Origin of the sequence: Nocardia elegans NBRC 108235 (assembly GCF_001612845.1) — a bacterium.
GTDB lineage: Bacteria > Actinomycetota > Actinomycetes > Mycobacteriales > Mycobacteriaceae > Nocardia > Nocardia nova.
In genome coordinates this window covers 43,645-69,360 of record NZ_BDBF01000022.1, presented here as the reverse complement: position 1 = coordinate 69,360, position 25,716 = coordinate 43,645, and the positions used below count along the sequence as shown (strand labels likewise).

The window sequence follows — 25,716 nt, the reverse complement described above, 5'->3', positions numbered from 1 at the left end:
GATCCGTCTCGATGTCCAACATCCGTACTTACCGAAAAATGTTGGCGCGGAATAGCTTCGAAGCTCATCTAAACTATGGCATACCGGGAACAAGCCCGGTGAGCGACGCGATCGCATCAGGGGCCCGTGGCTTGGCCGAGCCGGGTCGGGTCCGCCCCGGCGAGGCCCGGGCCGAAATGGTCCCGGAATTCCTCGCCGGCGCAGGTTGTCCGCTCCTGGTCGAAAGTCCGTGCGGCGCGAAACCCTCTCTGCCCCTGTGACGGAGGAGGATTCGGCTACTCGACGATGGGTTCGGCCGCGGGGGGACCGGGTGGAGGCAAGGGGAGCGCAGAAGCCAGACCTCCCGGGCTCGGGCGATTCGGGTTTCGGGGCGGCGAAACCAGCTGCGGCAGCGGCAGACCCGGTGATCGAGTGCCCCCGCCCGATGGCTTGGGTGGGCAGGATTCCACGGTGGATTGCGTCCCGTTGCAGGTGTTGGCGGGCACCGCCGCGTCGGCGCGGGCAATGGGAACCGAGCACGCGGAGATCGCCAGCGCGACCGTAATCGAGTAGAAGTACCTGACACGCATCGGCGTCACAGCCATATCGGGTCGCCGTACACGGCGACGTAGGTGTCGGCGTCGGCAGTCGAAGTGGACACGGCCGCGTACGAGCGCAAGCTCACCGGCCCCATACACGCGTCGACTTTGATCTGCACCTGATCAACGGTGATCGAGGCATGCGCGCCGGTGAGCTGCTTCGTTCCCAGTGGCACGGTGGTGATCGTGCCCGGCTTCGGTGAGAAGGACACGCTGGGAATCGCCAGCGCGCTTCCACCGGCGTTCACACCGCCCACCGAAATGCCCACGTTGGGTCCGATCGCCGCAGACAGCCCGACGGTCATCCCGTTGGATACATCGACCTGGCAACCGATCTGATACCCCACAGTCACACTCCCCGAGTCGACCGGCACCCGACCATGTCCGGTGATGTCCGCGATCGCCTTCAGCCCGACGAATCCCTCACGGGTGAACGGTGATTCGGCCAGGTTCGGAACACGATCCAGATTCTCCGCGACCTTGCTGACTCGCACTTGCCAACCGTCGTCGGTGACGACCTCGCGCGATGTGTCCGCCACCGGGTCCGCGGACGCGGTCCCGAACGTGCCGGCAACGAGCGTCGCTGCCACCAGGCATGGAAATGCGACGGCAAAGCTTCTCATTCGAACATGTTCCTGTCTCGAGTTTTCAGCTGGCGCCGGGTCGTGGCCCGGCAAATGTGTGTATTCGGGGATTGCTGGGTCGTGTCGCGCACATCACAACGTAGTGCCGCGTGCTCATTGCGGCCACCGGGCGGCCATCTGGGCTGGGAAGGCGGGGCGCACAGGCACGACGGTCGGTGTTTGCGCGGAGGCGTCAGGTTGGAAGGCCTCAGCCTTCACCAGGTCGTTGACGGGATACACGATGGTCTGTAGTCATAGTTCGCTCCTCGATTCGCAGTGCCGTTCCGGTCGTTCGCTTCCTTCACCCATCCGACGACCGAAATCGGGAGAGTGTGACAAACGGACGAGATTCTTCTGGCGCAGCGTTTGTTGGGTCGGTCCGGACACGAAGTGGTGCTGGGTCATTCGATCGGGCTTGCGCTGCTCGTCGTACCGGACCGGCTCTCGCCGCCGGAACAGCTTCGTTCGTGCTGAACGACATGTTGGCCGTCCTGTTCAGCGAGATCGCCCCGATAGTGGACAAATCTCCGCCGCAGCAAGGCAATTGGCCAGCCGTACGCGTCGCAGCGGCGGCCGCCGGTGCCTCGGCCGCAGTTGGCGCCCAAGCCGTCGCCGAAACCTTCTTCGGCTGAGCCAAGGCCGCCGAGCTTGCGCGTAGGCGGTCGTGCGGGCTGGTCTGGGTGGTCGGCTACGCGTCGCGGGTGGTCTTCGACTTCACTGTTGTGCCCCCAACGGGGAAGCCTCGAGTGCACAACCACGTTCGAGAACGCCGAGGAGGGACTGGGTCGGTCAGGTGTCGAGGAACTCGAGATGAGCGAAGCGGGTATTCGCCTCGCGCTCATCGATTAAAACCCTGCGTCACACGGTGTTTCCGTCCGCTGCCGTGATGCTCACGGGCGTGGAGGAGGTTGGGTGATGTCTTCGGGTCGGGCCCGGCGATCGTATCTCTGGAGGATCCGCTACCGGGTAGGAGAGTTGCCGAGTAGCGGGAATTTTCCTCCGCCCGACAGTCCGGTTTCCCGGGTGGATGCGACAGCCTGGGACCCGATCGTTACTGTGTCCAGGCTTGGTGGCCGCCTTTCGCGCTCTCGGTTCCACCCTGACATCTGGACGAGGGAGGTTTCTGTGACAGATCCGCAGGGATCGGCCGCTGCGTTCACAGCGGTGCCGACCGAGGTGCAAGACGCCGGGAAGTTCGTGCAGTTGACCGCCGAGGCGCTCGTCAACGGCATCCGCAGCGCCGACAGCGAAGTCGTCGGCCTGATGTCCACGTGGAAAGGCGCGGCCGCTGACGCCTATCTGACCGGCTGGGACGAAGCGAAAACCGGTGCGCTGGAAGTCCTCGACGCGTTGGCTGTCATGGCCGAACTACTCGGTGTGGTCGCGGTGTCCTACGCATCCGTCGACGACCGCACTGCCAGCGGCCTCGCCGCGCTGAATATGGGCACGAGCACCGCGACTCAGCCGGGGGGACCGACCGGCCCGTTGCTCAATATGTGAATGAAGTGGGACAGCACTCATGACTACACCCACACCGGGTGACGGCTACCGCGTCGATCTGGATCACCTCGACGCCGTCACCGCCGCCATCGCGGGCCTGCAGGGCTTTGTCGCCGACAGCCTGGCCGGTTTGGACGCACGCGTCGCGGCCGCGCATCAAAGCTGGACCGGCGCAGGCGCCGACAAACACCGTGCCGCACACCAGGAGTGGATGAAAGCCGCCGAAGAGGTCCACGACGGTATCGAGAAGATGCGCGCCGCCGCCGCGGCCGCGCACGGCCACTACAGCAACGCCGTAGCGGCCAACCTCAAACTCCTGGGGCGCTGAGGGTGACCACACCTCTCGCCGTGCAGCCCAGCGTCTACTACGACGCCGCCGCCGCACTGCACACCGCCGCGGAAAACCTGTTCAACGCCGTCGACGGCAAATGGGACGCCCTGGCCGACTGCCAGCACATGTCCGGCACCTACGACGAAGCCACCAAGTGGGCCCAAAGCTACGACCAGCACGCCTACGAGGCGATGAACACCGCCGTGCACGCCGCCGAAGCGCTCGACGGCTACGCCGCGGTGCTGCGCGAAATGGGTTACAACCACGCCCTCGCCGACTACAACTCCACCATCGGCGAGCGCGGCGCACCACCGGAACGACCCGCCGCCCCGACCCCCGCGGTCTACCTCTGCCGAGTGCCGCTGCCCTCGGCCGGTGGGCCGAGCAACGGCCTCGAAGACGGTGGGGTCAAGCTCGCCGAGAAGATCGGCATCACCGTCCCCAACGGCGACACCGGCAAACTGGGCAACATCGCCACCGCCTGGTCCCAGTTGGCAGCAGCCGAAGCGGTGGCGAATCTGCCTACCGAAATCGACCGGGTCACCGGCATATTCGCCGCGATCCAATCCCCGGAAACCCAGTTCATCACCGATGATCTCGCCCAGCTCAAAACCGGTGTCACCGCGGTCACCGGAGCATTCGGAGCGCTCGCCGGTGCGTGCACCGAACACCACGACGCGCTGGCCAAGCTACGTGAAGACCTCAAGCATCAACTCGAAGACCTTGGCAAAGAACTGCTCAAAGAGGTCGCGATCACCGCGGCCATCGGCGTCGCGACCTCGTTCGTCACCTTCGGTATCGGCGCCGCGATCGCGTCGGCGAAAGTAGCCGAGATCGCCGCCCGCTTCGCCGCCCCGATCCGCGCGATCATCGACGCCTGGAAAGCCGGCCACAAACTGGAGAAAGGCATCAAGGTCGAACAAGACCTGGCAAAAAGCTCGAAAGAACTGGAGAACCTGGCCAAACTCAGCGAAGACATCAAAAAGCCGCCCACCATCGAAAAGCCCCCGGCGCCGGCGCGAGTGGACCCGGCGGGCTGGACCGGGAAGGATTCCGACGCATTGCTGGACTACAGCACCTCTGGGGGACGCGAACTGAACGCCGCCATCCGCAACGGTCGCGTCGAGGGCAGCGACGCACTGCAGTTCCGCGTCGACAATGTCAACGAAGCCTTGTCGAAACTGCCCGACCATCGCGGCGTCGTGTCGCGGCGCGTCGACTCCAGCGAGATGCCGCCGGAGGTGCTGGCCAAATACCAGCCCAACACCACCATCACCGAGGACGCGTTCACCTCGACCTCCGCCGCCGAGAACGGCACACCGTTCGCAGGAGACGTCGAGTTCCAAATCTTCTCGAAGACCGGCAAAGACATATCCCAGTACGCAAACCCGACAGTGGCCCACGAACAGGAAGTGCTGTTCCGCAGCGGCACCAAGTTCGATGTCACCGAACGGTTCACCGACCCCGCCAGCGGACGCACCGTCATCCGCATGATCGAGCACTAGATAAGGAGCCCCATGAGCACCACCGACGACAACCCCGACCGCGTGCACATCGGCGGAAAAACGTTCGAACGCACCACCGAGACCAATACCACCCCCGAAGAGATGGACGAGATCAACGCCGCGTTTGCTGCCTTCGAACAGCGTCGCAAGGAGATCCCCGAAGACCAGAAATTCCACCTGTCCGACCGCTACGGCGGATACGACTTCGAGGGCACCGAATACGAGGACTACGTCAACGAGCAACGGCGCAAACGCCACGAGGGGGGCCAGGACTAAGCGGCACACACATTCGGTCCCAACGTCATACGGCAGCCCCACACCGACAGGTAGACCCCGGCGGCGAACGGCCCGGTCGACGAACGTTGCCGGGCTGCGGTAGCTGTCATTGAGCGTCGCTCCAGCGCGGAAACCGTCGCGTCACCCTCTTCTCGGGCCGGTCGTGGTCACCCGACATCCAGTTGCCACCTTCCCCCATGCATCGAGGAGAACTCCGACCCAACGACCGTCCTCATCGATCAAGCAGTGCTCTTCGGCATCACCGCGACAGATCGCTTCGACGAGCCTCAGTGCGGGCACCGGCTGAGTGGTGTCCTCGGCGACGTAGTCGGTGACGATGTTGAAACACCATCCGGTTTCTATCCGGGCAGCTTCGTCGTCGAACCGGGTGACCGCGATCCTCCCCGCCTTATCGCGCGGCGGTATCGCGCGTGCCGTGAGAAGCACCAGCGACTCGTGGAGAAATGCATCAGCGTCGTACTTCACCGCCAAATCGCATAGCGCCACCACGAATTCATCCCAGCCACCCTGTTCGCTCATCCTTGGTCGCTCCTTGTCAGCCGCAGGGGTTGGTGACCGTACCCGAGTACTGCCAAGCCATCGACCCGGAGGGCGTCCGCCGTATACGCCGCGACCGCCGGCGGCCGTCCGGTAATTGGACTGGATCAGTGAGCGTTCCGCACTCCACCCGGCCCGTTCTAACGTTGCCGTCACTGGTCGCCCCCGATCTCGGCCGGCAGTTCTCCGCTAGCCCATCGCGCATAGGTGTATTCGGGTTCGACGGTGATCACATCGGCGACTTCTACCAGCTTCGCGGGGACTACACCGCCCTCGAAGTGGTCGACGCTCGGGACGAACACAGCCTCGACGCCGAGCCGTTCGGCAATGTTGCGGACCCGAACCCCGACGTCGTCGACCTCGGTCGTGAAGGTGATGATCTTGCGCAGGTTGTAGCCGAGTCGTTTTGCCAGCGAACGGATCTGGATCTCATCCCACGGTTGACGCACGCCGGAGACATCCCGACGCAGGTAGCCAATGGCATCAATGCGCATGGTTCCTCGCTTTCGAATGCGTAGCAGTTGGTTGGTCGCCCTTGGCAGCAGTTCCGAGCAGTGAATGCGGAAAGCGGGATCGGCCGCCGCAGGGCAACGAAACGACGCGAGCGGCGATCAATCCACTTCATCCAGCGCCGACAGTGCCGCGCTCGCCGCGAGCCTGGCCAGGCAGTCAGGGAAGCAGTCGCGATGCACCTCCCACAGCCGACGGGCACAGTCGCGTTCGAGTTGAGTCGGTTCGAAGGTGCAGTCATTCAGCGGAAGTGATTGCACCGCAATAGGCCCCACTTCTCCGCGGCGCCACAGTCGCGCGGGAGAAACGGTAACGAGATCGAAACCGGCCGTGATACGTTCCGCTCGATTGTCGATGTGGTCGAGATCGGGAACGAGGATGGCTGACACATCCATCCCTGCCGCGATCGCCAAGACGTACCCGACAGAGTCCGCCGTGACACCTGGAGGCCGGAGGGTTAATAGCCACCGGTAGCCGAGAGAGGCTGCGTAACATTGTATTTCGAGAGCATGTGTCGCAATATCAGCACCGGAGATATCGGGCCGCACCATACCGATTGCCAGTGGGCGAGAGGCTGAAGGCTCCACCGGGATATTCGGAAGATCGCTCCCCGGGGGACCAGCGCTCTGATCTGCCATCTCTTCCTCCCCTAGATATGTCTGCCGCCCAGTCAGTTACGGGCAGAAGGTGAAAACCTGCAGCAGCGACAAGCCCGATCGCGCGGGCAGCAGAGATACCGGCGAATGTTTGACCAGCCCCGCGCGAACTCCATTGCGACTTCGCTTGTAACAGTTGAAAGCCGAGCTCTAGAGCCCGCCGGGTAAGCGCCGGTGCCCGGTATGCACTTGTTCGACGAGATCCTCGTAGCCGATCGCCAACTCCGCCAGCCGCTCCCAAACGTTTCCCAGATCTGCCACAGGCCCTCCGGCCAAGGCGGCGAAGGCATGGGCAGTGAACTGAGCAAGGCGGTCGACTATCGCGCCGACAGTTTCGGTATGGACGTAAGCGGCAGCGATCGCCGGCGGCAGCGACGCCGCCGCCCAGTCATCGATCCCCTTTACCAAATTCGCACGAGCCCGGTCGATTTCGACAACTACATCCGATCCCGCACTCAGCCGACGCTCGTGCAGCTCTGCGAGATCATGCGCCAGGCGCAACACGAGGTGATCGCCGTAGTCGATCCCGCGACACGCCTGCAGTACACGGTTCTTCCCCGGAAGGCGTGTGCTCACCACATCGACCTCCGACCTGCCACAAAGCTGTCCATGAGCGAACCTTCGACTCGTAGAAGACCTTCGAGGCGACCTCCTGGCTGACGAGCCCGTTGGGATCTCACCGCTGCTGTGGTCGCCCGCTCAGCTCAACACGAGGTCGCCAAAACTGGAATATTCCTGTGCGAAGTTTCGCGGATATATTTGCGAGCTTCCTGGAGAGACGTCAAACTGATTCCCAAACGAACGACAGGAGCTGGTGTGACACCCTCGCGGAGTGAAATGATGACTACAGGTTCCACCCTCCCGCGCCGCATCCTCGCCCGCCTGCTGAGAGACGCACGGACGGACGCGGGCATCGCGGTCGATACCGCACGGAAGGCAATCGGCGTCTCAGGACAAACGTTCTGGCGCATGGAAACCGGGCAACCGACGCGGATCAATCCGCTGTTCATCCGTCACCTGGCCGAGCTGTACAAGGTGAGCGAGGAGACCACGGATGTCCTTCTCGCTCTGACCGAAGAGTCACAGGGAAAGGGCTGGTGGCACGCATACAGTGATGAGCTTCCCAAGCATTTCGACTTCTACGTGGGTCTCGAAGACGCGGCGAAACGGTTCAGTTCATACAGCACTCTGTTGCTGCCGGGCCTCCTTCAAACAGCCGACTACCGGCGAGAGGTGATCTGGACCGAGTTTCCTTCCATGCCGACGGATGAAGTTGAGCGCCGCATCGAACTCAGCCAACGACGGCAACAGCGATTGCGAGACAAAACGAATCCGTTGACAGTTTGTGCCCTCATCGACGAGTGCGCCCTACGACGCCTGATCGGCTCTCGTGAGGTGATGGCGGCCCAGCTCCACCACCTCGTCGAGATCGGGAGCCTGCCGAACGTGTCTGTGCGGGTCGTGCCGATGCAGGTCGGCAGGCATAGCGGAACGATTGCCGGCCCCTTCGTACTGCTCGAGTTCCCGAGGCATCCCACGGCGAAGCTGACCGAGCCACCGGTCGTATACATCCAAGGATTCACCGGAGCGCTCTATCTGGAAAAACCGGATGAGGTACGGCAGTACCGAAACGCCTATGCTGAGATCCAGCGAGCCGCGCTGGATGACGGAGATAGCCAAAACCTCATCCGCATGCTGATGAAGGAGTTACGGGAGTGAGCACCGAGCCGTCGAATCCGCAGTGGTTCAAGAGCAGCTACAGCTCTGGAAGCCAAGAGTGCGTGGAGGTGGCTTTCCTGGGAGCAGATTCGGTCGGCGTTCGCGACTCCAAGTGTCCTGGCGGCCCGGAGCTGGTGTTCAGCGCAGCGGAGTGGGATTCGTTCACGGTCGCCGTCAGGGCCGGCCATCTCTGACGGCGCCTATCACTCCGCGCTGGACCCAGCGTCCAGCAGGAGTCCGCTGCGTCGAGCAGCGAAGGAGTACAAGCAGCGCGACGCACTATTCAGGTTGCGCGACCTCGCGCTGATTCTGTCGATCCTGCTCACTGATTCTGTCGACCGAGGACTTGATCGTGTCGCGGATCAGGGTCAGGACTTCAATGTGCTCAGAGAACGCCTCGTGAAAGTTGCCTTCCCCACCAACTGCCTTGGCCCCTAGCATTTTTGCCAGCTCATCCGCGGCGGGGAAGTCACCAAGGCCGGTGACATGCGACATTTGCCGGGTCATATCGCGGCACTCGCGGTAGACCTGCAGCTGGTCTTCGCAGGCCTTCAGACAGTCCGATGCCACTGATGGATCCAGATTCAGCCGCCCCGCTTTCGACTCCTCGGCGAGGAACTTCCACAGAGTCACATCATTGCTATCGGCCATCGACTCCCCCTTTCGCGCCTACTTCGGCAGTAGCGGCACGATCGCGCCGGCGACCTGCACCAGGTGGTCACACGGCACCGACTGGTCATCCATCTCCTGCTTCTCAACCTCGATACTGAACGATCCTTGCGCGGAAGCAAACACCACACCACACTCGTCGCTGCTCTTGCTGTATCGAAAGCCCTCCCTGCCACTGACGGTTAGCGGCGTAAACGCCGATTCCGACTCCTTCTTTCGGAAGTCGTCGACGCCGTAACGCTGCGACCACACATCAACGGAGTAGGTCCACGGATTGTCGTGGCCGCCACAGAGTTTGAACCCATCGGGCGGTGTCACGCTCCCGCCGACCATGTCGCTCAACGTCGCCGGATCGACTCCAACGCGGTGCCACACGTCACTAGAGATCCCCGTGCAGGGATTCCATAGCGCGGACGCCTGGGGTGCGGTCGTGCTTGCGGTCGGCGAACCGTCAGTCGTGGAAGTACATCCAGCGCTGAGGAGCGCCGCTCCCATCGCCAGAACTGCCGCTGTCCGTCGCACTTGTGCCCTCCCACTGGCCGGAATACCGGTACGAACTATACGACGCGACGGCCACACACCACGCCCTCACAGCCAGGTTGCTCCTCACGGGGAGTCGATCGAATCGAAGGCGAAGACGGATAGCGAAGAACAGCTCTGATGCGCCCGACCTCGACCAGCGATAACACTATGCGACTGACCGACGACACCATGAATGTGTTGTTACCGTCGTATAGCGACATGAATGGCCGCTGCTTTCGCGATCTCGTCGAGAGCCTGATCCGGTGAGCGGACCCATCAACAACAGCGGTGATGAGCCTCCGCAGCTTGAAGAACCGGCCAATGATCTGGTGGAGGACGGCCAACCTGACTACCTGAAGAAGTCCGCCGACTCCGCGCGCATGGGCAAAGCGGCCGAGTACCTTGTCGCTGCTATTTGCATCCTGGCCACCCGCGGTCAACTGAACGTGTCCACCTCCATCGTCGACGACGAAGGTGTCGACCTGGTATTCCACTTGCGCGGTCAAGCTGCCACCCTGGCCGTACAGGTCAAGGCGCGCATGTCGGACGGTTCGGCTGCCGCTCAAGGCAGATTTCAAGCGTTGGTTCGTCAAGCAACGTTCCGACCTCGGCGCAACCTGGATCTGCTTTTCATCCTGGTGGACATCAAGCACGGCACGATCAGCGCCGCTTGGCTCGTGCCGAGTCACGAGTTCGAACTGCTGACGGGGACACCGACCTCACGGGGCATGCTGCGGTTCGCTGCGTCGGCCAGCCCGAATAGTCAGGACAAGTGGTCGAGCTATCGGTTGGCGGCGGCTGACCTGCCGTGGCGGATTGTGGAACGTGTACAGGAGCTGGATTTGTGAGAATCGCTTTTCGGGTTCTCCGCGTTTGAGTCTGAATGCGCTCACCTAGAGCGCATATCGCTTGTCAGTCCTCCGCCAAATCCTTCAAGGTTGTGGCGACCTCAGCGGCCAGCTCATTCTCCGGACCTTTGATCAAACAAATATCGTCGTACAAGGGCTGCAACACGTCGCGCGCGTCGGCGAAGTCCCCTGCGCCGGCCAGAAGTTCCCCATATTGGGCGCGTAGTCGTAGCGCCGCTTCCGACCCGTCACTGGTCAACTCGATCGCCTCTTTAACGAGCTGCTCCATATCGGCCAGCCCTTCTTCGATGTCCCCCAAAGCCATTTGGCATCGGGCGGCGGAAGCTCGGCAATCCCAGGCACTTTCGCTGAACCTGCCTTCCACGCGTCTGTATGCGGCGGCGAGGGAGTCGAATTCGCGGCGAGCGGCACGATGGTCGCCACTGAGTTCGATGGCGATGGCGACCAAGCTGCGGAGGTTGAGAACCTTAGCGTTGTCGGGCCCGTGTACCTCCCCCGCGCTGGCGATCACCGAACTGAGCGCATCCGCGGCCTGAGCGAAGCGTTGTTCTTCCCATAGCTCGTAGTAGCGGCGCTCAGCGTCCTGATTCGAGGTCGAGTCGCGTGTTCCAGCCGGCCGGGCAGAACATGGGCCAGTCGCTCGAGTTCTGGATGCAGACGCGAGCCGTGGGCGGCAGCGGTTGCCAGGGTGACGAAATCTCTGCGGTTCACCCAGTCCACCTCCTCGCAGGCCAGGCTACCGGGCGCGGGGTCGGCGGTGTTCACATGAAACCCGAGCAGTTGCGCGGGAACCGCGAAGACGGTCGAGATACGCGCGGCCAGTTTGGCACTGGTCAACCGCCGCGCTCCGGCTTCCACCTCCGACACCCGAGCCTGACTCAGCCCGACCAGCGCCGCAAGCTGGGTCTGGGACATGCCGGTGCAGTCGCGAATCGCAGCGAAGACGACTCCGAAGTTGTATTCCGACAACGCAGTTCGCATTGCCAGGCCGGTAAAGAAACCAACTGGCAAGGGTCGACGGAAGCCCGACGCTCGGGCGCACCCCGCGCACAAGCCGGCGGCATTCTCGATCGGAGCTCCATTTCCGCAGGAGCGGCACTGCTGTCGTTCTCCTATGATTCGGCACTTTCCGTTGGGCCGGAGGCTCTTTCACTTCACCGTAACCGTGGGTGCGGGCCGGTGGAGCCAAAGGCACTGTGCACGGTCGCGAACGAGCAATCCCCACTGGGGATATCCCGCACGGGGATTGGTGCCACAGGACGAGCATCGCGAGGCTGAATGCGACGTCCGAGGGCGGGACTTCCGCCCAGGAACAATCACCTTCGGAAGGGCTGCGAAGTGACAGAAGAGAAGCGGTCGCATGGAGTAGTTGCTTTGCTGCACAGCGACAACAACCCGGCCACGAACGAATCGTCGATAGTCCAGCAGCACCGCCAGGACCTACCAAAACTCCCCATCAGGCGCACGCACAACCGGTCGATGGCGGCCACCCTGCGACTCTGGCACACCCGCAACCGGGACCTCCTCGAGCGCGTCGCCGCCGGCCTCCGCCACCTCGATTCGCCGACGGGCTGCAAGAGCACCGAACCCATCCGCGGGCGAGCACACGCCATCCACGTGATGGCCGATCACGCCAAGCACGGCTGCCCCCGATTCCGCCTCGCAGCACAGTACATCGAGGCCTCACAGTGACCACCGCTCGATCCCGAATTGTGAAGGGACAAGCGCTTTGACGAACTCGGACAAGCCGACACGAACGCCCGACTCCCACACCGGTCCGTTGACAGCACCGGGACCATTCGGGCTACCCGTCACCGATCACCACCGTGTCCCGGCCATGACCGTCACGCTCGCCCATGCGGTGATGCAGCGCCACATCGACTGCCCCATCAACGTCTGTCCGATCAAGCAGCAAGCCAAAGCCCACCTCGTCACCGCACAGCGCATGGTCCCGGCCGACCGGCCGCACATGGGCTACTGACCGAAACCGCGGAGGAATACATGCTCGACGAACTGCCACGGCGAAAACCCGGCCGCACTCAGATCCCATGCCCCGTTACCAATTCCTTCGGCCACCCACCCCGAACATCACCGCACTGACGCGATTCGCCGACGCCCTGCGCGAGTGGCGGCCCCACCCCGATAGCCGACAGCCGCGATGATCGATCACCGCCACATCACCCCGGAGACCGCGCGCCTGTGCCCCCTGAGGGCACGCGCCCGCCGCGCCGGGTACCAACTGATCGCCGAGCCCAAGCAGATCAACCGATGGGTTCTGGTCGACATCGACGACGGCGAGCGCCTATTCGAATCCGCGTCCCTGGCCGAAGTCGAACGGTGCTTGAGCGAATAATGCTCGACGCCACCCGGACCCACCGGGTCACGCCGCAGAGGACCGCCGTTGACCTGGGCGTCATGCCTCACGGCGTAACAAGACCTCCGGTGGACGGACAGTCGGCCGACACTTAGCATGACGCCATGAGTGAGAGTGGGGGGAACGTTCCAGCTCGTGGCCAGACGTTCTCGGTCGTTCCGGACCAGGTGCGCGATGTCGGAATCTACATCTACGGATTGGCCGATACCCTTTCCGGCGCTTTGGATTCCGTCGCCAAAGATGTCGCCGAGCTGTTGAACGGCAGCTGGACAGGGGACTACGCCGACGAATTCTCCGAAGGATGGGACGAAGTCCACGACGGCGCCCGACAGATCTTCGCAGCACTGACCACAATGGCCGAGAAACTCGGCGTCACCGCCGACACCTTCGCCACCGTCGACCAGGCCAGCGCCGACGCGCTCGGCGTCCCGAAACTGAACTGGTCATAGCATGGGGTCGCAGTTCTCCGTCGATCTGGACCACCTCGACCAGACCGTCTCCCGCCTGTCCGGGCTCGCCGGCTTCATCGCCGATCACCTCACCGAAATCGAACAACGCGTCACCACCCTGCAAGGCACAGGCTGGGAAGGCGTGGCCGCTCGCGCCTACGACGACGCACACCGCGAATGGTTGAGCGCAGCAAAAGAAATCGTCGACGGCGTCCGCGAGATGTGCGACTCCGCGAGACAGGCGCATACCGGCTACACCCGCGCCCTGGAACTCAACCGGCGCATGCTGCAGAGCGGGCAGTAAATGAATATCGACTGGCAGACCTACTACGAAGCCGCCAAGAAATGCCAGGACCTCGCAACAGAGCTACGCAAAGCAGATAAACCCGTCCATGATGCCGTCAAAGGCGACTGCAAGGGAATGGCCGGCGACGCGAACGGCTGCAAACAATGGGGCCAGTCCTACGACCAAGCCGCCCACCACACCCTGCAAGCCTCCGCGAGCCTCGCCAACGCCCTCACCAACTACGGTGCCGTGCTCTACGCCCAGGGTTTCCACTGGGGCAACTCCAACAAATCCAACCCGCCGCGGCCCGACACTCGCCAAGTCGGCGACTACACCGTCGACCTGCCCACCTCGGTCCCCATCGACGGCGGCCGCGGATTCGACGACCACGGCGGCGTGAAAGCATTCTTCGACAAACTTGTCCTCGAGGTCGCCGACAAATTCGGCAAACTCCCGAATGCCGACGCCGCCAAACTCGACAAAGCACGCTCCACCTGGCACACCTTCGCCACCCACCAGACCCTCACCAACGCCGCAGCCGACATCGCCACCATCTCCGCCATGTTCGACGGCATGGACGATGCCACCAACCGTCAACTCATCCAAGACCACTTCACCACCCTCAAAACCGGCGCCGGCAACGTCGCCACCGGCGCCCAGAACATCGCTACAGCCGCCGGCCAGTACCACGACGCCACCGTCTCCTTCGGCCACGACACCGCCAACAAAATCAACTGGCTCGAAGCAGGCGTCGCCGCAGCCGCCGTCGCCGGCGTCGCCCTCGCCATCTTCACCGTCGGCATGAGCGTCGAAGCCGCCGCCGAGGGCATCGCCACTGCCGTCACCGCAACCATCGGAGCGATCCAAGAAGCTTTCGCCTCCAGTGCCCTCGTCGAAATCCTCGGCGTCACCACCCTCGCTATCGGCGCCGTCGCCGCCGTCAAAGCCTTCGAAGCCGTCCCCGTCAACGACCTCGAAAAAGACGCCGCCAAACTCGCCGCCATCATCGCCATGAAGGTCTTCATCGACGACCACGGCGACGGATCCGGGCCCGGAATCGAGGATCCGACCCGAGAGATCGCCAAGAATATCGCTGAACACGCGAATGGCCGAGGACAACAAGGAACCGGCGATCATTATGTCAAGGGCGTGGCGCCCGAGAATCTTGCCGATTATGTCGAAAAGGTGCTGAACAATGAACTCCCGAACGAGGAGACACGATATCTCTCCAACGGTCGGATCGCCTACTGGGATCCAGCGACTGGAGCAGTTGTCATCGAAAACGGCAATGGCGGATCGGTCTATACTCCAAAAGATGGGCACGACTATTTCGAACACGAACTCAGGTAACCAGCACCAGTACACGGAGGCCATATGAGGGACCAGAACTCCGAGCGGACGTTCTCCCTGGGTGCGACGGAATTCAGCGTTGCGCGACAACTGACGTACGAACTTTCGAACGTCGCACAGGACGAGCTCAAAGAAATCGGATGGACTGCCGATACGAAGCAGTTCCTCAAACATCTCATGTATTCGGTCCCTCGCGAGTTGGAAGAACCGAAACAAGTACAGTTGACGGTCTGCGAGACCGACAATCACACAGCAACGGAGCTGAATGCGAAACGGCAGTCAGCAGAGCGGATCGATCCCGAAGCGCAGATCATCAGAACCATTCCTGAAAGCATCGTGAATATTTGGATCGAATCGCTCCGAATAGCGTGGCAGCACCTAGGTCCTCTGGAGGGCAGATACCGAACCGGCTACAACGAGCGAGAAATAGAAAATGCCCTTGCCGCCGTCGAAATAATGGCCCACTGATTCGAAACCATCCAATGGTTTCGACAACCCGTTCGATACGGCCGAACTGCTCGGCGAAACGATCTCTGGCCTGCAGGTCGGTACGTCGCCGACTTCTCCGAATCCGACATCAACGGTCACACCGCGAGGACAGGACTCACCAGAGCTGCTCTGGAACCAGAACTGTCCAGACCTGCCCCGGAGCGAAGGGGATGACCGCACCGGTGGGCGTTGTATACGTTGTGCCCGCCTCCGGGGAGGGCCGGGACCACACGGCCGGGAACTCTCGACCGTCGCGAAGTACGCGTGCCTGACCGCTACCGGTCGTCTGCGCCCGGGGTGAGACGCTGCCCGCGACGTCGCTGATGGCCGAGTTCTGCACCGGCACGCTCTGCAGTACGACCGTACTCGCCGTGAGCCGTCCGGTATCGGCATCGGTGTAGGCATCACCATCCATGGAGACCACCCACCCCTGGTCGCCGGGTGACCAGTCGAAACCGATCACAGCGCCCGGATACCGCGCTTCCTCATGTTGCGTGGGCCGGCCGCCGGGAGGCGCAGGACCGAAGTGCAGTTGCGAAGCCTCCGGCCAGCCGCCGCCTTCGGGCAACTGATCGGGGCGGACGAACATGTTGTGCGGAGCGTCGCGACTGTAGTCGCGGAAGTACGCCGCGGGTTGCTGATCAGCCGAGGCGTTCTGGAGCGAGGAGCGCTCGATGGCGGGAATCAGCTCGGGTGCGGAACCAGAGGATGCCAACGTCGGGTTACCGAACTGGGCCAACAGCGTCAGATCCGTTTCCCGCGCGCTTCGGACAGGTCCGATCACCGGGGGTTTGTCGGTCGAGAAAACCGCGGCCAACCGGCTCAAACCACCCTCGACCGGCTCGACGTAAACCACATCGGCGGCTCCGAGCCCCACCGGTGGCCGGGCCTGCGGACTGTTGTCCACCTTCACGACCAACACGGGGGCCCCCACCCGGGAGGGTGTTTCCGGGCCGCCTACCCCGGAGGATGTGTCCGAGCCCCCTACCCGGGATGTGTCCGAGCCGGGTGCAGCACGCTCGGGCCGGGTGCCGCTGACGCACCCGATTACAGCGCACATCCCCAATGCCGTCAGGAACGCCGCAATCCACATCCACCATCGCTGTCGCATGAGGCAAACCTCTAGCTACCAACGTACGCTGCGCTCGACCAAGGCAGAAGTGAGGTGCTGGGCAAAGGTAATCTCACGATCATGGTGGACACCCCCTTCGGTCGAGTCATCACGGCGATGGTGACCCCGATGCACGCCGACGGCTCGATCGACTACGACGGCCTGCAGAACCTCGCCGTATACCTCGCCGACCACGGCCATGACGGATTGCTGGTCAACGGGACCACAGGCGAGTCTGCGACCACCACCGACGAGGAGGACTACGCCTGCGTGCGGGCGGTGGTCGAGGCCGTAGGCGACCGCGTCCAGGTGATGGCCGGCTGCGGCACCAACGACACCGAGCATTCCACTCGTGCGGCGCGCGAAATGGTCGCCTGCGGGGCGGATTCTCTCCTCGTCGTCACGCCGTATTACAACAAGCCGCCGCAGGACTGCATCCTCGAACACTTCCGTCTGGTCGCCGAGGCCGGCGGCGGTGTGCCCGTCATGCTGTACGACATCCCGGGCCGGACCGGGACGGCGCTGAGCACCGACACCATCCTCCGCGCGGCCGACATTCCCGCCGTGCGCGCCGTCAAGGACGCCAAGGGTGATTTCTTCGAGGCCAGCAGGCTCATGTCGCAGACCGACCTGCTCTGGTATTCCGGCGATGACGTCGTCAACCTGCCACACCTCGCTCAAGGCGCCACCGGCGTCGTGTCGGTGGTCGGTCACGTCGCCGGCGATCACTACGCGGAGATGATCGCCGCCGTCGACCGCGGCGACCTGTCTCGGGCACGCGAGATCCATCGGAGTCTCATCCCCGCCGTCGATGCGATCATGCACGTCTCACAGGGCGCCATTCAGGCCAAAGCCGCGATGAAAATGCTCGGCGTGATCTCCTCCGATGCACTGCGCATGCCATACCGGCAGGGGCCGCCGGAGCATCAGCAACGCCTGCGTGCCGGACTCGAGGAATCCGGTCTGTTGTAGACAGGCACGTGAAGTCTCTGTGCAGCAACCTAAATCGAAGCAGCTAACCCGGCCGAAGCCGAATGGTAAGAACCACCCCTCTCTCCGCGAGCGACCCGTACCTGTCGGCCCAGGACCACGAAGAACATCCGGATACGTCAGTCATCGAAGTCGAGCCGAATCTCCCACCGGTCGTCCAACTCCGACCGAAGCCGCTCGCCTAAGCGGCGCCCTTCGTCCCAGAAGTGCTGCTCGGCAGCCGGCGAGTCGAACGTCGGATTAGCAGGATCGTTGACCAAATCGTAGGTCGCGTCCCAACGGGCCGCCCAGTCGCCGAGCGCGCGCACCAGGGCCGATGAAAGCCCCAGCGAACGCGGAGACACGTTGTCGTACATACCATTTCGATACACCCAAGTGGGGTGGCATTGGATCTCCGGTCGAATTATGAGATCTGGCATCCATATCCTTCCACCATGACCGCAATCTCGTCTTTCACCTTTTCGCGTTCGCGAATCCACGCCGCCAGGAACCGCGTCAAGAGCGGAATCCCCCCGCTGTAATACTGCGCCGAACGGCCCCGATGTAGGAGGTAGTTGATTAGCTGCTTGTTCACGCGTCGGTCGTCACCCTCGACCATGATGGACGGACGGGCCGCTGACCGCTTAGCATCGCCGTGTGACTGATAGTGGGGGGAATATTCCGACTCCTGGCAAGGGGTTTTCGGTTGTCCCGGAACAGCTGCGTGATGTCGGGATCTACATCTATAGCTTGGCCGACACCTTGTCCGGAGCTCTGAATTCCGCGGCCGAGGAAGTCTCCGAACTGCTCAACGGCAGCTGGACCGGCGACTACGCCGACGAATTCTCCGAGGGCTGGACCGAGGTCCACAACGGCGGGCGGCAGATATTCGCGGCACTGACCACCATGGCGGAGAAGCTCGGAGTCACCGCCGAAACACTCCAGTCGGTGGACGCGAACAATGCTGCGGCGCTGGATATCCCGAAGCTGAACTGGACGTAGTCCGATGGCTTCACAGTTCTCGGTCGACCTCGAACACCTCGACCAGATCGTGTCCCGGCTGTCCGGTCCGGCCGGCTTCATCGCCGACCATCTCACCGATATCGAACACCGGGTCGCAGCCCTCCAAGGCACCTGCTGGGAGGGTGTGGCCGCCCGCGCCTATGACGACGCTACCGCGAATGGGTTAGTGGCGCAAAAGAACTCGTCGAAGGCGTCAAGGATATGAGCGACGCGGCCAGACAAGCCCACAAGGCGAATAAGGAGGATGAGTTGGGGATTACGATAAGCATACGAAACATGAACCACAACGAGATGGAGTCGTTCTCCGGCGCTGCCGCCGACACGCTCTCGGATATAGTCTTGGATTCACCCACCGGTCCGATGATGCGCGGAATTCATAAATACGCCGACACCATGTTCAATTCATACCAGTTGAAATTCTTTCTGGAGGAGCTGGACTCCGCGAATCCGCGGAGCGACTCGGAGCGAGAACTGTTCTCCATCCTGCGGCGAGCATCGGAATCGGCGATCCGGCAGCAAGGTTATTTGTGGTTCAGTGGTGACTGACAGGCACCGATCCTTGCGGTGATCTGGCGGGGGTATTAGCAAAACACTATCCAGCACCGTGCGGCGGGCTCTGCAGGAGGAGATTCCGTGGCGAACTCGGATAACAAAAGCGACCACCAGTCGAAGTCATTGAATGTATCATTCGATTGAATACCCCACGTCGGCTAATACTCCAGCATCGCTTCGTGATGTTGTTGGGCGGCATGAGGTTTCGCGCTGGTTGAGGAGGGCATGGTTGCCGGACGGCTGGGCCGCAGGAGTTGTTCGCGCGGGTCGCGGGGCGGTTTCATCGGACGGAGCCTCGGTTGCGGGCGCGAGCGTTGGTGCGGGGCCTGTCGGCGCCGCTGGTGGGGAAGAACGGCTGGACCTTGGCTGAAGCCGCGGATGATCTGACGCCGAATGGGATGCAGCGGCTCTTGAACAAGCGGTGTGGGACTCGACGAAGTCCGCGATGAGTGCGCGCCTATGCCGTCGAGCACCTGGCGATGCGGACGGTGTGCTGGTTGTCGACGAGAAAAGGATTCCTGAGGAGGGAGTGAAATCCGCTGGGGCGCAACGACAGTACTCAGGAACGGCTGGCCGGGTGGAGAACTGTCAGCTCGGCGTGTTCTGCACGTACACGACCGCCAAGGGCCGCACCCTGATCGACAGGGAGTTGTATCCGCCGAAGGCGTGGACCGCCGATCGGGACCGGTGCCGGGAGAACGGGGTGCCCGAAGACGTCGACTTCGGGCACAAAACATGTTCTGGCACAAGGATGCTGGCCCGTGCGCTGGACTCTGGCGCCCTCGCCCGTTCGGTCAACGCCGACGAGGCCTCCGGTGGTGCTTCGAAGTTCCGCAGGTGCCTGGAACGCCGGCGGAACCGTTCCGGCGTTGCGTGCGTCTTCTTCTTCGAGCGACCATGACGTCCGCTCGCCTGCCGACATCCCGTCGTCAGGCTGTCGGCAGACGAGGAGGTGTCCGATGGCCGGGCTGTTGCAAGTTGATATCGAGGCGCTGGGCAAAGCGGTTCAGCTGCTGCGCAATTCGGAGCAGGTGCTGAACGATGCCATGAAGGCGATGGCCCACAACGGCCATACCGATATCGGTACGAAATCCCTCGATGACGCCGCTGACAGCTTTCAACGCAGGTGGCATTTCGGAATCCAGCGCATCGGCGAGGCTGCCACCACAACCGCGGATGGCATATCTCGGTGCCACGACACATATCAGCAGGTTGATACGCAATTTGCCCAGCTGATCGCACAGACGACCACCCCCGCGCCACCCCAGGCGGCCGCACCGGAGACAACGGCGTGAAGGCGGCCGCGAACCCGTATCCGAACTTGGGATTCAACCCCGTCCCCGGTGCAGCCGACCACGTGGCCGGATTACGGGGCCAGATCAACTCGGCGTACGAGGGCGTGAAGGAGACCAACGGCCTGCTCACACGCCTGCGCAACAGTAACGACACTGTCTGGGTCGGAGATGGCGGCGACGCCTTTCGCGCATCTTTCGATGCCACACTCGCGCAGGACCTCGGCTACGCACAGAATTCGCTCGAGCGCGCAGTTGGTCTGCTCGACGAATGGCACACCGGCCTGGTGGCTTACCAGGAAACCGCGAAGGGCCTGGAGACCGAGGCGGCCGCAGCTCGCAGCGAACACTCCAAGGCCCAGACCGCTCTCCAGCAGGCGCAGGCCAATCCCGATCTGGGACTGGCCAATACGAGCTTTACCGACCAGAACCAGTTGGCTGATGCCCAACGCCGGTTGAACGCGGCGACTGCGCGGGTTCGGTCCGCCAGTGCCGCAGTAGGCGATGCGCAAGCGACCATCGACGCCATCATCAAACGGGCACACGATCTGGAAGCCGAGCACGACGGGCTCGCGAAACGGATCGCCGCCGAATTGGACGCGGCCGCCGAGGATTTCGCGCCGAGTCCGCCCGACAAGAGTATCTGGGACACGATCACCGACGCGGTGAAAAACGTCGGCAAGTGGATCGATGACCACCGGAAAGGCCTACACGAAGCTCTCTCCATGATTTCGGCCGTCTCCGGCCTGCTGGCAATCGTCACGCCGCCACCGATCGATGCGATCGCACTGGGAGTCTCACTCGCGGCCGGCGCCGGCGCCCTGGCCCTGGACGCGACCGACGCCGACATGCGCGACGCTCTGTTGCACGGCAGCTGGGAGGAGAAGCTGAAGGCTGCGGGAACCATCGGAGGCGATGCGATGAGCCTCATCCCGGGTGCGGGGGCACTGGGAAAGGCCGGAAAGGTCGCGCTTCTCGGCGATGCGGCAGGGGACGTCGGCCGGTTCGAGGGGATGGCGCGCGCTTGGTCCGAATCAGCGCACGCACCTGGCTGGCTCAATCAGAAGACGATCGACGGCAATTGGTTCGGACTCGCGGACAAGATCAACGACTCCGGCGTGGCAACGGGCGTCCACAAAGTACTGCAATTCACCAATGCGGAAGGGGCGCACAGCATCCCCGATCCTGCGGTCGCGTTGAAGGTCTTGAAGGGGGTCAAGACCTCGGTGTCCGATATCGGACACTGGGGCTACAATCAATGGCGAGAGGACTGACAAGTGCAGGAGCCGATCGGCTCGGCCGCCGAATACGAACTCGCCGTCGAGATTCCTCCTGGATATTTCGAACTCCCCCTGCACAACATCGATCATCAGCTCGATGCCGCTCTTCCATTTGTCGAGAAGTTCAGCGACGGGATGCCGGCGGAGGCCGTCGCCGACGTCATGGGCACTTTGAAGTTCCTCCTCAATGCGCTGGTCGCCGGCAATACTCGCTATTGTGGACTCGGACAGCATGTCTCGGAGAAGGGGGAACGTGTCGCCTCGTGGCTCGTGATTTCGGTGATGAAGTACGGCAAACCGCGGAATCCTCGACTTCCTCTGGCCGATATCGCGACCGCGAAGAAGTTGGAGGATGGATCCCTCATCGTGGAGCCGGTCGACATCGAAGGCCGTCCCATCCTGTTCACAGAGTCCATCCGGACAGAACCGCAACCTGAAATCACCGGTCTGACAACAGAATCTGGTTCCGCGGCAGTCTTCCAGCTCGAGGCCTTCATCCCTTCCGAGGATGGGACCACCGTTGCCGCCATCGAGTTCTCGACCGTCTCAGTGTCCGAAGGTCCGCACTTCCGGGAAATGTTCTTCCTGCTCGCGGCGTCGGCAAAGCTCGATAAGACGCCAAGCCGGCCCTCCAAGCTGAACATGTGAAACGAAGGTTGATCGCCGATGGAAAGTCCCACCGATCAGGTGTCCATGCAACAATCGAGTCCGGCCATCGAGTGGCCCGCTACCCGCGCCGCCCTGCGAAGGAACTGGTTCTTCCGCTGGCCACTGCTACTCATCGGCATCGCGTGTGGCGGCCTGTGTCTCCTGCTCATCAACGAGTTCGACCGGCCGGGGATCCACGGCGCGGAAAGAATCGGCCGACTGCTCATCTCACCCACCGCCGTCATATTCACGATATGCACGATCTTGGGCGGCACCTTTGTCTGGATCGGACACCGGCGCCGAAGGTCGGTTAAACGCCACGCCTGGACAAGATGGAAGATCCAATACATCAGGGCAGGACGAAATGAATGGGTGATGTTACTCGATCCCCACCGAACCCCTGTCTCGGCCCTCATCCTCAGCACCTGGCCGAAAGACCTCGGAAAGTTGGTCGACCACAACACGCCGGAGATTTGGTTCGCTGGCGATCCGAAAAGGTATGGAGTGATTTCCCGGCCCGGCGGCGAGGATCTGCGCTACGCCTATTACTCCAAGGCAAGGCAACCACCGCGGTTCACATTCACCGATCGCGCCGAGGGACCGCGGAGCGGACCAGAACACTCTTCGACAGCCGGTAACGCTGGTTACCAACTGAGCCGCGAAAATGGCACAGTCGTCATGCAGTCGCCAACCGCGAAACCCACACCACCGCGCATCAGATACGGCAGCCTGCACGATTCCGGCTATCCGTCTCCTCGCAAGCTGCGGCGAACGTGCGCGTTCATCGTCGACGTCGCGCTACATCTGCTGTCCGGTATCGCGATAGCGCTGCTGGTCGCGCCCGGGTTCTCTCCGGAAGCGTTGCGCACCCACGATATTCAGCAGATCGATTTCAACCCGCTCATCGCCTTGGGCTGCTGGCTGGCGGCATCGTTCGTCGACCGCGTCGCTATCCAGTCGATCGTCCACACCACCATCGGTAAGGCGATCTTCGGGCTTGTCGCCATACAGCCCGATACCAACCGATATCCGACCTTCGGCCGGCTCCTGGCCACCTGGCTGTTCCACCTCTATCTCCCGCTGGCCATCCTCGGCGACGGCATCGGCCCTGACGATGACGAAAACTACTTCATGACGGCCGTCCGGTGGCGGGATGTGCGGGAACGCAACCGTGTGGCCGGCCCGCGCCCCGGCCAGCCATAGCGGCCGCGGTACCGGGCTACCGCGGAGGACACTTGGGCAGGACTGTCGGCCACGACTGCCGAGACTTCGACATCGTTCGATTCACGCAACACAGAAAGAGCCGAAGCGGAATTGCGGGAACAGTCCTCGCTGTACGTAGCGGCGAGCCGGGCGCGGGATGAGTTTAAAATTCACCGCTGCCTTCCGGGCGATATTCATTCGTGTTCTCCCGAGCGATATCCGAGCAAGCAGAACCCGGGACATTGTGCGCACTGTGTAGTCAGTGGATCATTCACTACCTCTCGCCCCCGTCATGACCATGTTCACCAGGCGCTCGATATATGCGGCGTCGGGTCCCGGCGGTCCAATCACCTTGTGCGAGAACAAGACGTGACTCAACGCGGCCCCGGTCAGCATCTCCAGCAACGTGGTGATGTTGGTGGTGGCGGGCAAGTCGCCGCGGTCGATGGCGCGCCGCACTATGTCGCGGGTCGCCGTGAATCGGCTGGCGCTGATGGTCCGGGTGAGCGGTTCGAGTAGCTCGGGAAACACCCGGGCGTCGAGTGCGACCCGCAGAGCGATCAACCCAGCCTGAGATTGATAGCCGGTAAGTAATTGGTGTGTCAGCTCTTTCAGATCCCCCCGTGTCGTGCCTGTATCGATCGGGTCGTGCAGCGGCGAGACCTGCTCGAGTGCTGCGATGAGCAGTTGGATCTTGGTCGGCCACCGGCGGTAGATCGCCGCGCGGCCGACCCCGGCCGTCTTGGCGACTGCGTCGATGGTGAAGCCTGACCAGCCGGTTTCCCAGTAGACGGTCTGCACTGCGGCGAACACCCGAGCCTCGATGCCCGGGTCTCGCGGACGGCCACGTGCGGGCGCGGTGTCCTGCGGTCGCCTCGGGGAACTCACGGTCTCGATTGTGCCGGACGATCACGGTCCCGAATCCTTGACTTTCGGACACTGAGTGTCTGTAATTACTTCACGCAGCCGCCCTATGTGTCCTGGGTCACTACCGAGGAGCTGTTGTGGGGGTCGACGGGATGGAGCAATACGCAATGGGACGCAGTGTCCGGACCTGTTCGGCAGCGCTGATAACGGCGCTTGGGATGTTGTTCACCGGAGTCGGCACGCCGCACGGCTCGGCAAGCCCCGCCGATGTGCCCGCGCCGTCCGGTTCGTGGGGGGCGTTCTACGATCCGCCTGCGGTCTTGCCCGGTGAAGCGGCAGGCGATGTGATCCGCGAACAGCCCTTCACCCCGGTTCTGTCGGCCCCCTCGCCGACGGGCACTTTCCCCGGCTCGGCGCGGCGCATCATGTATCGCAGCGTCGACGACGCCGGTCGCGCGATCGCTGTGACCGGCACATATTTCGAGCCCAGCACTCGGTGGCCGGGCACGGGGCCGCGGCCTTTGGTGTCGCTGGCCTCGGGAACGATCGGCGAGGGGCGCCAGTGCGCGCCGTCGATCGCGATGCAGTCGGTGCTGAACTACCGCCCACCGTTCGACATGTCGATCGCCTACGAACAGCTGGCCGTCGATTATCTACTGGCACAAGGGATCGCGGTCGTCTTCACCGATTACGTGGGCCTCGGAACGCCGGGACCCCACCCCTACGGCAACCGCACCGCCTCGGCGCGTGCGGTAATCGACGCGGCACGTGCGGCGCAGCGCCTGCCGGGAACCTCATTGAGTTCGCGAGGGCCGGTTGGGTTCTGGGGCTATTCCCAAGGCGGCCACGCCGCCGCGGCCGCCGCGGAGCTCCAGCCGACCTACGCACCGGAGTTGAACATGAAGGGCACCTACGCCGGCGCCCCGCCGGTCAAACTCGACGACACCCTGGCCCGAGCCGAAGGAAGCACCCTGATCGGAGCCGTCGGCTATTTCCTCAACGGCGCCTTGCGCACCAACCCGGAGATCCAACCCGTGCTCGACCGTGTCCTCAACGATCAGGGCCGGGCCATGATGCGCAACACGGCCAACCAGTGCGTCGCGGAAACCTTGCTGAGCTACTCGTTCCAGCACACCTCGCAATGGACCACCACCGGCGAATCGCTGGGCGCGGCGGTCGTCGGCGACCCGGTCGGGCGACGCATCGTCGAAGAACAGGCGGTCGGAAACCTCACCCCCGCCTCACCAGTCCTGCTCGCCGCCAACGTCAATGACGACGCGGTCCCCTACAGTCGCGTGCACGACCTCGCGCAAACCTGGTGTTCGCGCGGGGTTCCGGTCACCCTCGATACCATCGAGCTGCCACCGCTCGTCCCGGGAACCGCTGTCGGCCATGGGATTCCCGAGTTCGCCAACGTCCCGACAGCCGCCGCGTGGATGATCGACCGTTTCAACGACGCACCTGCGCCGCACTGCGCCTGATGCGGGGTGTCTCTGAACCCTGCTAT

37 protein-coding genes are annotated in these 25,716 nt (G+C 63.0%); 25 read left to right on the top strand and 12 right to left on the bottom strand.

What is annotated here, in order from left to right:
- Positions 1-574 precede the first annotated feature (574 nt).
- Positions 575-1,255: an MspA family porin gene (locus tag NE2_RS17345; RefSeq protein ID WP_233429810.1), complete on the bottom strand. Its 681-nt coding sequence runs from the start codon at positions 1,253-1,255 to the stop codon at positions 575-577.
- Positions 1,256-1,668: 413 nt separating this feature from the next.
- Between NE2_RS17345 and NE2_RS35750 the strand changes: the two genes are divergently transcribed.
- The 5 genes from NE2_RS35750 (at position 1,669) to NE2_RS17325 (ending at position 4,813) form a co-directional block, all read left to right on the top strand.
- Complete coding sequence (locus NE2_RS35750) at positions 1,669-1,833, top strand: hypothetical protein (RefSeq protein WP_157110943.1); 165 nt, start codon at positions 1,669-1,671, stop codon at positions 1,831-1,833.
- A 493-nt stretch (positions 1,834-2,326) separates the two neighbouring features.
- Complete coding sequence (locus NE2_RS36290; RefSeq protein ID WP_063027419.1) at positions 2,327-2,701, top strand: WXG100 family type VII secretion target; 375 nt, start codon at positions 2,327-2,329, stop codon at positions 2,699-2,701.
- Positions 2,702-2,720: 19 nt separating this feature from the next.
- Positions 2,721-3,029 carry a WXG100 family type VII secretion target gene (locus tag NE2_RS17335; protein WP_063027417.1) on the top strand — a complete coding sequence of 103 codons (309 nt, stop codon included), beginning with the start codon at positions 2,721-2,723 and terminating at the stop codon, positions 3,027-3,029.
- Positions 3,030-3,031: 2 nt separating this feature from the next.
- Entirely contained in the window at positions 3,032-4,537 is a 1,506-nt protein-coding gene (locus tag NE2_RS17330) for an ADP-ribosyltransferase (protein ID WP_063027415.1), read from the top strand.
- Between the two features lie 12 nt (positions 4,538-4,549).
- Positions 4,550-4,813: a hypothetical protein gene (locus tag NE2_RS17325; RefSeq protein ID WP_063027413.1), complete on the top strand. Its 264-nt coding sequence runs from the start codon at positions 4,550-4,552 to the stop codon at positions 4,811-4,813.
- A 141-nt stretch (positions 4,814-4,954) separates the two neighbouring features.
- Here NE2_RS17325 and NE2_RS17320 read toward each other — a convergent pair whose 3' ends face one another.
- From NE2_RS17320 to NE2_RS17305, 4 genes are all read right to left on the bottom strand, one after another.
- Positions 4,955-5,353 carry a hypothetical protein gene (locus tag NE2_RS17320; protein ID WP_063027411.1) on the bottom strand — a complete coding sequence of 133 codons (399 nt, stop codon included), beginning with the start codon at positions 5,351-5,353 and terminating at the stop codon, positions 4,955-4,957.
- 170 nt (positions 5,354-5,523) lie between these two features.
- A complete protein-coding gene (locus tag NE2_RS17315) occupies positions 5,524-5,865 on the bottom strand; it encodes a hypothetical protein (protein ID WP_063027409.1) in 342 nt (113 codons plus the stop codon).
- A gap of 117 nt (positions 5,866-5,982) precedes the next feature.
- Positions 5,983-6,270 (bottom strand): hypothetical protein, encoded by a 288-nt coding sequence (locus NE2_RS17310; RefSeq protein ID WP_146165320.1) that lies wholly within the window; start codon positions 6,268-6,270, stop codon positions 5,983-5,985.
- A 417-nt stretch (positions 6,271-6,687) separates the two neighbouring features.
- Positions 6,688-7,116 carry a DUF4254 domain-containing protein gene (locus NE2_RS17305; RefSeq protein ID WP_063027405.1) on the bottom strand — a complete coding sequence of 143 codons (429 nt, stop codon included), beginning with the start codon at positions 7,114-7,116 and terminating at the stop codon, positions 6,688-6,690.
- Positions 7,117-7,374: 258 nt separating this feature from the next.
- On the opposite strand from NE2_RS17305, the gene NE2_RS17300 reads away from it, so the two are divergent.
- Complete coding sequence (locus NE2_RS17300; protein ID WP_063027403.1) at positions 7,375-8,256, top strand: helix-turn-helix domain-containing protein; 882 nt, start codon at positions 7,375-7,377, stop codon at positions 8,254-8,256.
- Positions 8,253-8,450 (top strand): DUF397 domain-containing protein, encoded by a 198-nt coding sequence (locus tag NE2_RS17295; RefSeq protein WP_063027401.1) that lies wholly within the window; start codon positions 8,253-8,255, stop codon positions 8,448-8,450. Before NE2_RS17300 ends, NE2_RS17295 begins: the two co-directional genes overlap by 4 nt.
- A gap of 85 nt (positions 8,451-8,535) precedes the next feature.
- Here NE2_RS17295 and NE2_RS17290 read toward each other — a convergent pair whose 3' ends face one another.
- Positions 8,536-8,907, bottom strand: a complete 372-nt coding sequence (locus NE2_RS17290; RefSeq protein ID WP_030518854.1) for a hypothetical protein — start codon at positions 8,905-8,907, stop codon at positions 8,536-8,538.
- Between the two features lie 18 nt (positions 8,908-8,925).
- Positions 8,926-9,420 carry a DUF3558 domain-containing protein gene (locus tag NE2_RS17285; RefSeq protein WP_084494108.1) on the bottom strand — a complete coding sequence of 165 codons (495 nt, stop codon included), beginning with the start codon at positions 9,418-9,420 and terminating at the stop codon, positions 8,926-8,928.
- A gap of 290 nt (positions 9,421-9,710) precedes the next feature.
- Here NE2_RS17285 and NE2_RS17280 point away from each other — a divergent pair, with 290 nt between their 5' ends.
- Positions 9,711-10,295, top strand: coding sequence for a hypothetical protein (locus NE2_RS17280; protein WP_233429809.1), 585 nt, complete (start codon positions 9,711-9,713; stop codon positions 10,293-10,295).
- Between the two features lie 64 nt (positions 10,296-10,359).
- On the opposite strand, the gene NE2_RS17275 is transcribed toward NE2_RS17280, so the two are convergent.
- Together NE2_RS17275 and NE2_RS17270 are read right to left on the bottom strand one after the other, a co-directional pair.
- Entirely contained in the window at positions 10,360-10,764 is a 405-nt protein-coding gene (locus NE2_RS17275) for a hypothetical protein (protein WP_146165319.1), read from the bottom strand.
- A gap of 59 nt (positions 10,765-10,823) precedes the next feature.
- A complete protein-coding gene (locus tag NE2_RS17270; RefSeq protein ID WP_233429808.1) occupies positions 10,824-11,327 on the bottom strand; it encodes a helix-turn-helix transcriptional regulator in 504 nt (167 codons plus the stop codon).
- Positions 11,328-11,690: 363 nt separating this feature from the next.
- Here NE2_RS17270 and NE2_RS17265 point away from each other — a divergent pair, with 363 nt between their 5' ends.
- The 7 genes from NE2_RS17265 (at position 11,691) to NE2_RS17240 (ending at position 15,243) form a co-directional block, all read left to right on the top strand.
- The gene (locus NE2_RS17265; RefSeq protein WP_146165318.1) at positions 11,691-12,008 is read left to right on the top strand and encodes a hypothetical protein; all 318 of its coding nucleotides are present in this window, start codon (positions 11,691-11,693) and stop codon (positions 12,006-12,008) included.
- A 145-nt stretch (positions 12,009-12,153) separates the two neighbouring features.
- Positions 12,154-12,297 (top strand): hypothetical protein, encoded by a 144-nt coding sequence (locus NE2_RS35010; protein WP_167356748.1) that lies wholly within the window; start codon positions 12,154-12,156, stop codon positions 12,295-12,297.
- 177 nt (positions 12,298-12,474) lie between these two features.
- Positions 12,475-12,669: a hypothetical protein gene (locus NE2_RS36720; RefSeq protein ID WP_233429807.1), complete on the top strand. Its 195-nt coding sequence runs from the start codon at positions 12,475-12,477 to the stop codon at positions 12,667-12,669.
- A 125-nt stretch (positions 12,670-12,794) separates the two neighbouring features.
- Positions 12,795-13,139, top strand: a complete 345-nt coding sequence (locus tag NE2_RS17255; RefSeq protein WP_063027389.1) for a WXG100 family type VII secretion target — start codon at positions 12,795-12,797, stop codon at positions 13,137-13,139.
- A 1-nt stretch (position 13,140) separates the two neighbouring features.
- Positions 13,141-13,443, top strand: a complete 303-nt coding sequence (locus NE2_RS17250) for a WXG100 family type VII secretion target (protein WP_063027387.1) — start codon at positions 13,141-13,143, stop codon at positions 13,441-13,443.
- Positions 13,444-14,775 carry a hypothetical protein gene (locus NE2_RS17245; RefSeq protein WP_063027385.1) on the top strand — a complete coding sequence of 444 codons (1,332 nt, stop codon included), beginning with the start codon at positions 13,444-13,446 and terminating at the stop codon, positions 14,773-14,775.
- A gap of 24 nt (positions 14,776-14,799) precedes the next feature.
- Positions 14,800-15,243: a hypothetical protein gene (locus NE2_RS17240; RefSeq protein WP_063027383.1), complete on the top strand. Its 444-nt coding sequence runs from the start codon at positions 14,800-14,802 to the stop codon at positions 15,241-15,243.
- Positions 15,244-15,379: 136 nt separating this feature from the next.
- Here the strand turns inward: NE2_RS17240 and NE2_RS17235 are convergent, their stop codons facing one another.
- A complete protein-coding gene (locus NE2_RS17235; protein ID WP_063027381.1) occupies positions 15,380-16,186 on the bottom strand; it encodes a DUF3048 domain-containing protein in 807 nt (268 codons plus the stop codon).
- A 270-nt stretch (positions 16,187-16,456) separates the two neighbouring features.
- On the opposite strand from NE2_RS17235, the gene dapA reads away from it, so the two are divergent.
- A complete protein-coding gene (gene dapA / locus NE2_RS17230) occupies positions 16,457-17,347 on the top strand; it encodes a 4-hydroxy-tetrahydrodipicolinate synthase (protein ID WP_063027540.1) in 891 nt (296 codons plus the stop codon).
- A 137-nt stretch (positions 17,348-17,484) separates the two neighbouring features.
- On the opposite strand, the gene NE2_RS17225 is transcribed toward dapA, so the two are convergent.
- Positions 17,485-17,784, bottom strand: a complete 300-nt coding sequence (locus tag NE2_RS17225; protein WP_507755865.1) for an immunity protein CdiI family protein — start codon at positions 17,782-17,784, stop codon at positions 17,485-17,487.
- A gap of 217 nt (positions 17,785-18,001) precedes the next feature.
- On the opposite strand from NE2_RS17225, the gene NE2_RS17215 reads away from it, so the two are divergent.
- The 8 genes from NE2_RS17215 (at position 18,002) to NE2_RS35740 (ending at position 23,342) form a co-directional block, all read left to right on the top strand.
- Positions 18,002-18,346: a type VII secretion target gene (locus NE2_RS17215; RefSeq protein ID WP_233429806.1), complete on the top strand. Its 345-nt coding sequence runs from the start codon at positions 18,002-18,004 to the stop codon at positions 18,344-18,346.
- Positions 18,347-18,350: 4 nt separating this feature from the next.
- The gene (locus NE2_RS37125; protein WP_228816290.1) at positions 18,351-18,572 is read left to right on the top strand and encodes a WXG100 family type VII secretion target; all 222 of its coding nucleotides are present in this window, start codon (positions 18,351-18,353) and stop codon (positions 18,570-18,572) included.
- On the top strand, positions 18,569-18,913 hold the full coding sequence (locus tag NE2_RS37120; RefSeq protein WP_228816292.1) for a hypothetical protein: 345 nt from the start codon (positions 18,569-18,571) through the stop codon (positions 18,911-18,913). Before NE2_RS37125 ends, NE2_RS37120 begins: the two co-directional genes overlap by 4 nt.
- A gap of 451 nt (positions 18,914-19,364) precedes the next feature.
- On the top strand, positions 19,365-19,820 hold the full coding sequence (locus NE2_RS17205; protein WP_146165317.1) for a transposase: 456 nt from the start codon (positions 19,365-19,367) through the stop codon (positions 19,818-19,820).
- Between the two features lie 58 nt (positions 19,821-19,878).
- Positions 19,879-20,214: a hypothetical protein gene (locus tag NE2_RS17200; RefSeq protein WP_063027371.1), complete on the top strand. Its 336-nt coding sequence runs from the start codon at positions 19,879-19,881 to the stop codon at positions 20,212-20,214.
- Positions 20,211-21,485, top strand: coding sequence for a hypothetical protein (locus tag NE2_RS17195; RefSeq protein WP_063027369.1), 1,275 nt, complete (start codon positions 20,211-20,213; stop codon positions 21,483-21,485). Before NE2_RS17200 ends, NE2_RS17195 begins: the two co-directional genes overlap by 4 nt.
- 3 nt (positions 21,486-21,488) lie before the next feature.
- Positions 21,489-22,139, top strand: coding sequence for a hypothetical protein (locus NE2_RS17190; RefSeq protein WP_063027367.1), 651 nt, complete (start codon positions 21,489-21,491; stop codon positions 22,137-22,139).
- Between the two features lie 18 nt (positions 22,140-22,157).
- On the top strand, positions 22,158-23,342 hold the full coding sequence (locus tag NE2_RS35740; RefSeq protein ID WP_106958656.1) for an RDD family protein: 1,185 nt from the start codon (positions 22,158-22,160) through the stop codon (positions 23,340-23,342).
- 267 nt (positions 23,343-23,609) lie between these two features.
- On the opposite strand, the gene NE2_RS17175 is transcribed toward NE2_RS35740, so the two are convergent.
- Complete coding sequence (locus NE2_RS17175) at positions 23,610-24,155, bottom strand: TetR/AcrR family transcriptional regulator (protein WP_233429805.1); 546 nt, start codon at positions 24,153-24,155, stop codon at positions 23,610-23,612.
- A gap of 272 nt (positions 24,156-24,427) precedes the next feature.
- On the opposite strand from NE2_RS17175, the gene NE2_RS17170 reads away from it, so the two are divergent.
- Entirely contained in the window at positions 24,428-25,690 is a 1,263-nt protein-coding gene (locus NE2_RS17170; RefSeq protein WP_063027359.1) for a lipase family protein, read from the top strand.
- The last annotated feature ends 26 nt before the right edge of the window (positions 25,691-25,716 follow it).

Bases quoted from the DNA above. Each gene is read 5' to 3' on its own strand.
- NE2_RS35740 (WP_106958656.1), top strand. From the start codon at position 22,158: ATGGAAAGTCCCACCGATCAGGTGTCCATGCAACAATCGAGTCCGGCC.
- NE2_RS17205 (WP_146165317.1), top strand. From the start codon at position 19,365: ATGAGTGCGCGCCTATGCCGTCGAGCACCTGGCGATGCGGACGGTGTG.
- NE2_RS17320 (WP_063027411.1), bottom strand. From the start codon at position 5,353: ATGAGCGAACAGGGTGGCTGGGATGAATTCGTGGTGGCGCTATGCGAT.
- dapA (WP_063027540.1), top strand. From the start codon at position 16,457: ATGGTGGACACCCCCTTCGGTCGAGTCATCACGGCGATGGTGACCCCG.
- NE2_RS17285 (WP_084494108.1), bottom strand. From the start codon at position 9,420: ATGGGAGCGGCGCTCCTCAGCGCTGGATGTACTTCCACGACTGACGGT.
- NE2_RS37125 (WP_228816290.1), top strand. From the start codon at position 18,351: ATGGCTTCACAGTTCTCGGTCGACCTCGAACACCTCGACCAGATCGTG.
- NE2_RS17300 (WP_063027403.1), top strand. From the start codon at position 7,375: ATGATGACTACAGGTTCCACCCTCCCGCGCCGCATCCTCGCCCGCCTG.
- NE2_RS35010 (WP_167356748.1), top strand. From the start codon at position 12,154: ATGACCGTCACGCTCGCCCATGCGGTGATGCAGCGCCACATCGACTGC.
- NE2_RS17250 (WP_063027387.1), top strand. From the start codon at position 13,141: ATGGGGTCGCAGTTCTCCGTCGATCTGGACCACCTCGACCAGACCGTC.
- NE2_RS17170 (WP_063027359.1), top strand. From the start codon at position 24,428: ATGTTGTTCACCGGAGTCGGCACGCCGCACGGCTCGGCAAGCCCCGCC.
- NE2_RS17200 (WP_063027371.1), top strand. From the start codon at position 19,879: ATGGCCGGGCTGTTGCAAGTTGATATCGAGGCGCTGGGCAAAGCGGTT.
- NE2_RS17315 (WP_063027409.1), bottom strand. From the start codon at position 5,865: ATGCGCATTGATGCCATTGGCTACCTGCGTCGGGATGTCTCCGGCGTG.
- NE2_RS17240 (WP_063027383.1), top strand. From the start codon at position 14,800: ATGAGGGACCAGAACTCCGAGCGGACGTTCTCCCTGGGTGCGACGGAA.
- NE2_RS17225 (WP_507755865.1), bottom strand. From the start codon at position 17,784: ATGCCAGATCTCATAATTCGACCGGAGATCCAATGCCACCCCACTTGG.
- NE2_RS17335 (WP_063027417.1), top strand. From the start codon at position 2,721: ATGACTACACCCACACCGGGTGACGGCTACCGCGTCGATCTGGATCAC.
- NE2_RS17255 (WP_063027389.1), top strand. From the start codon at position 12,795: ATGAGTGAGAGTGGGGGGAACGTTCCAGCTCGTGGCCAGACGTTCTCG.
- NE2_RS17245 (WP_063027385.1), top strand. From the start codon at position 13,444: ATGAATATCGACTGGCAGACCTACTACGAAGCCGCCAAGAAATGCCAG.
- NE2_RS36720 (WP_233429807.1), top strand. From the start codon at position 12,475: ATGATCGATCACCGCCACATCACCCCGGAGACCGCGCGCCTGTGCCCC.
- NE2_RS37120 (WP_228816292.1), top strand. From the start codon at position 18,569: ATGAGCGACGCGGCCAGACAAGCCCACAAGGCGAATAAGGAGGATGAG.
- NE2_RS17290 (WP_030518854.1), bottom strand. From the start codon at position 8,907: ATGGCCGATAGCAATGATGTGACTCTGTGGAAGTTCCTCGCCGAGGAG.
- NE2_RS17325 (WP_063027413.1), top strand. From the start codon at position 4,550: ATGAGCACCACCGACGACAACCCCGACCGCGTGCACATCGGCGGAAAA.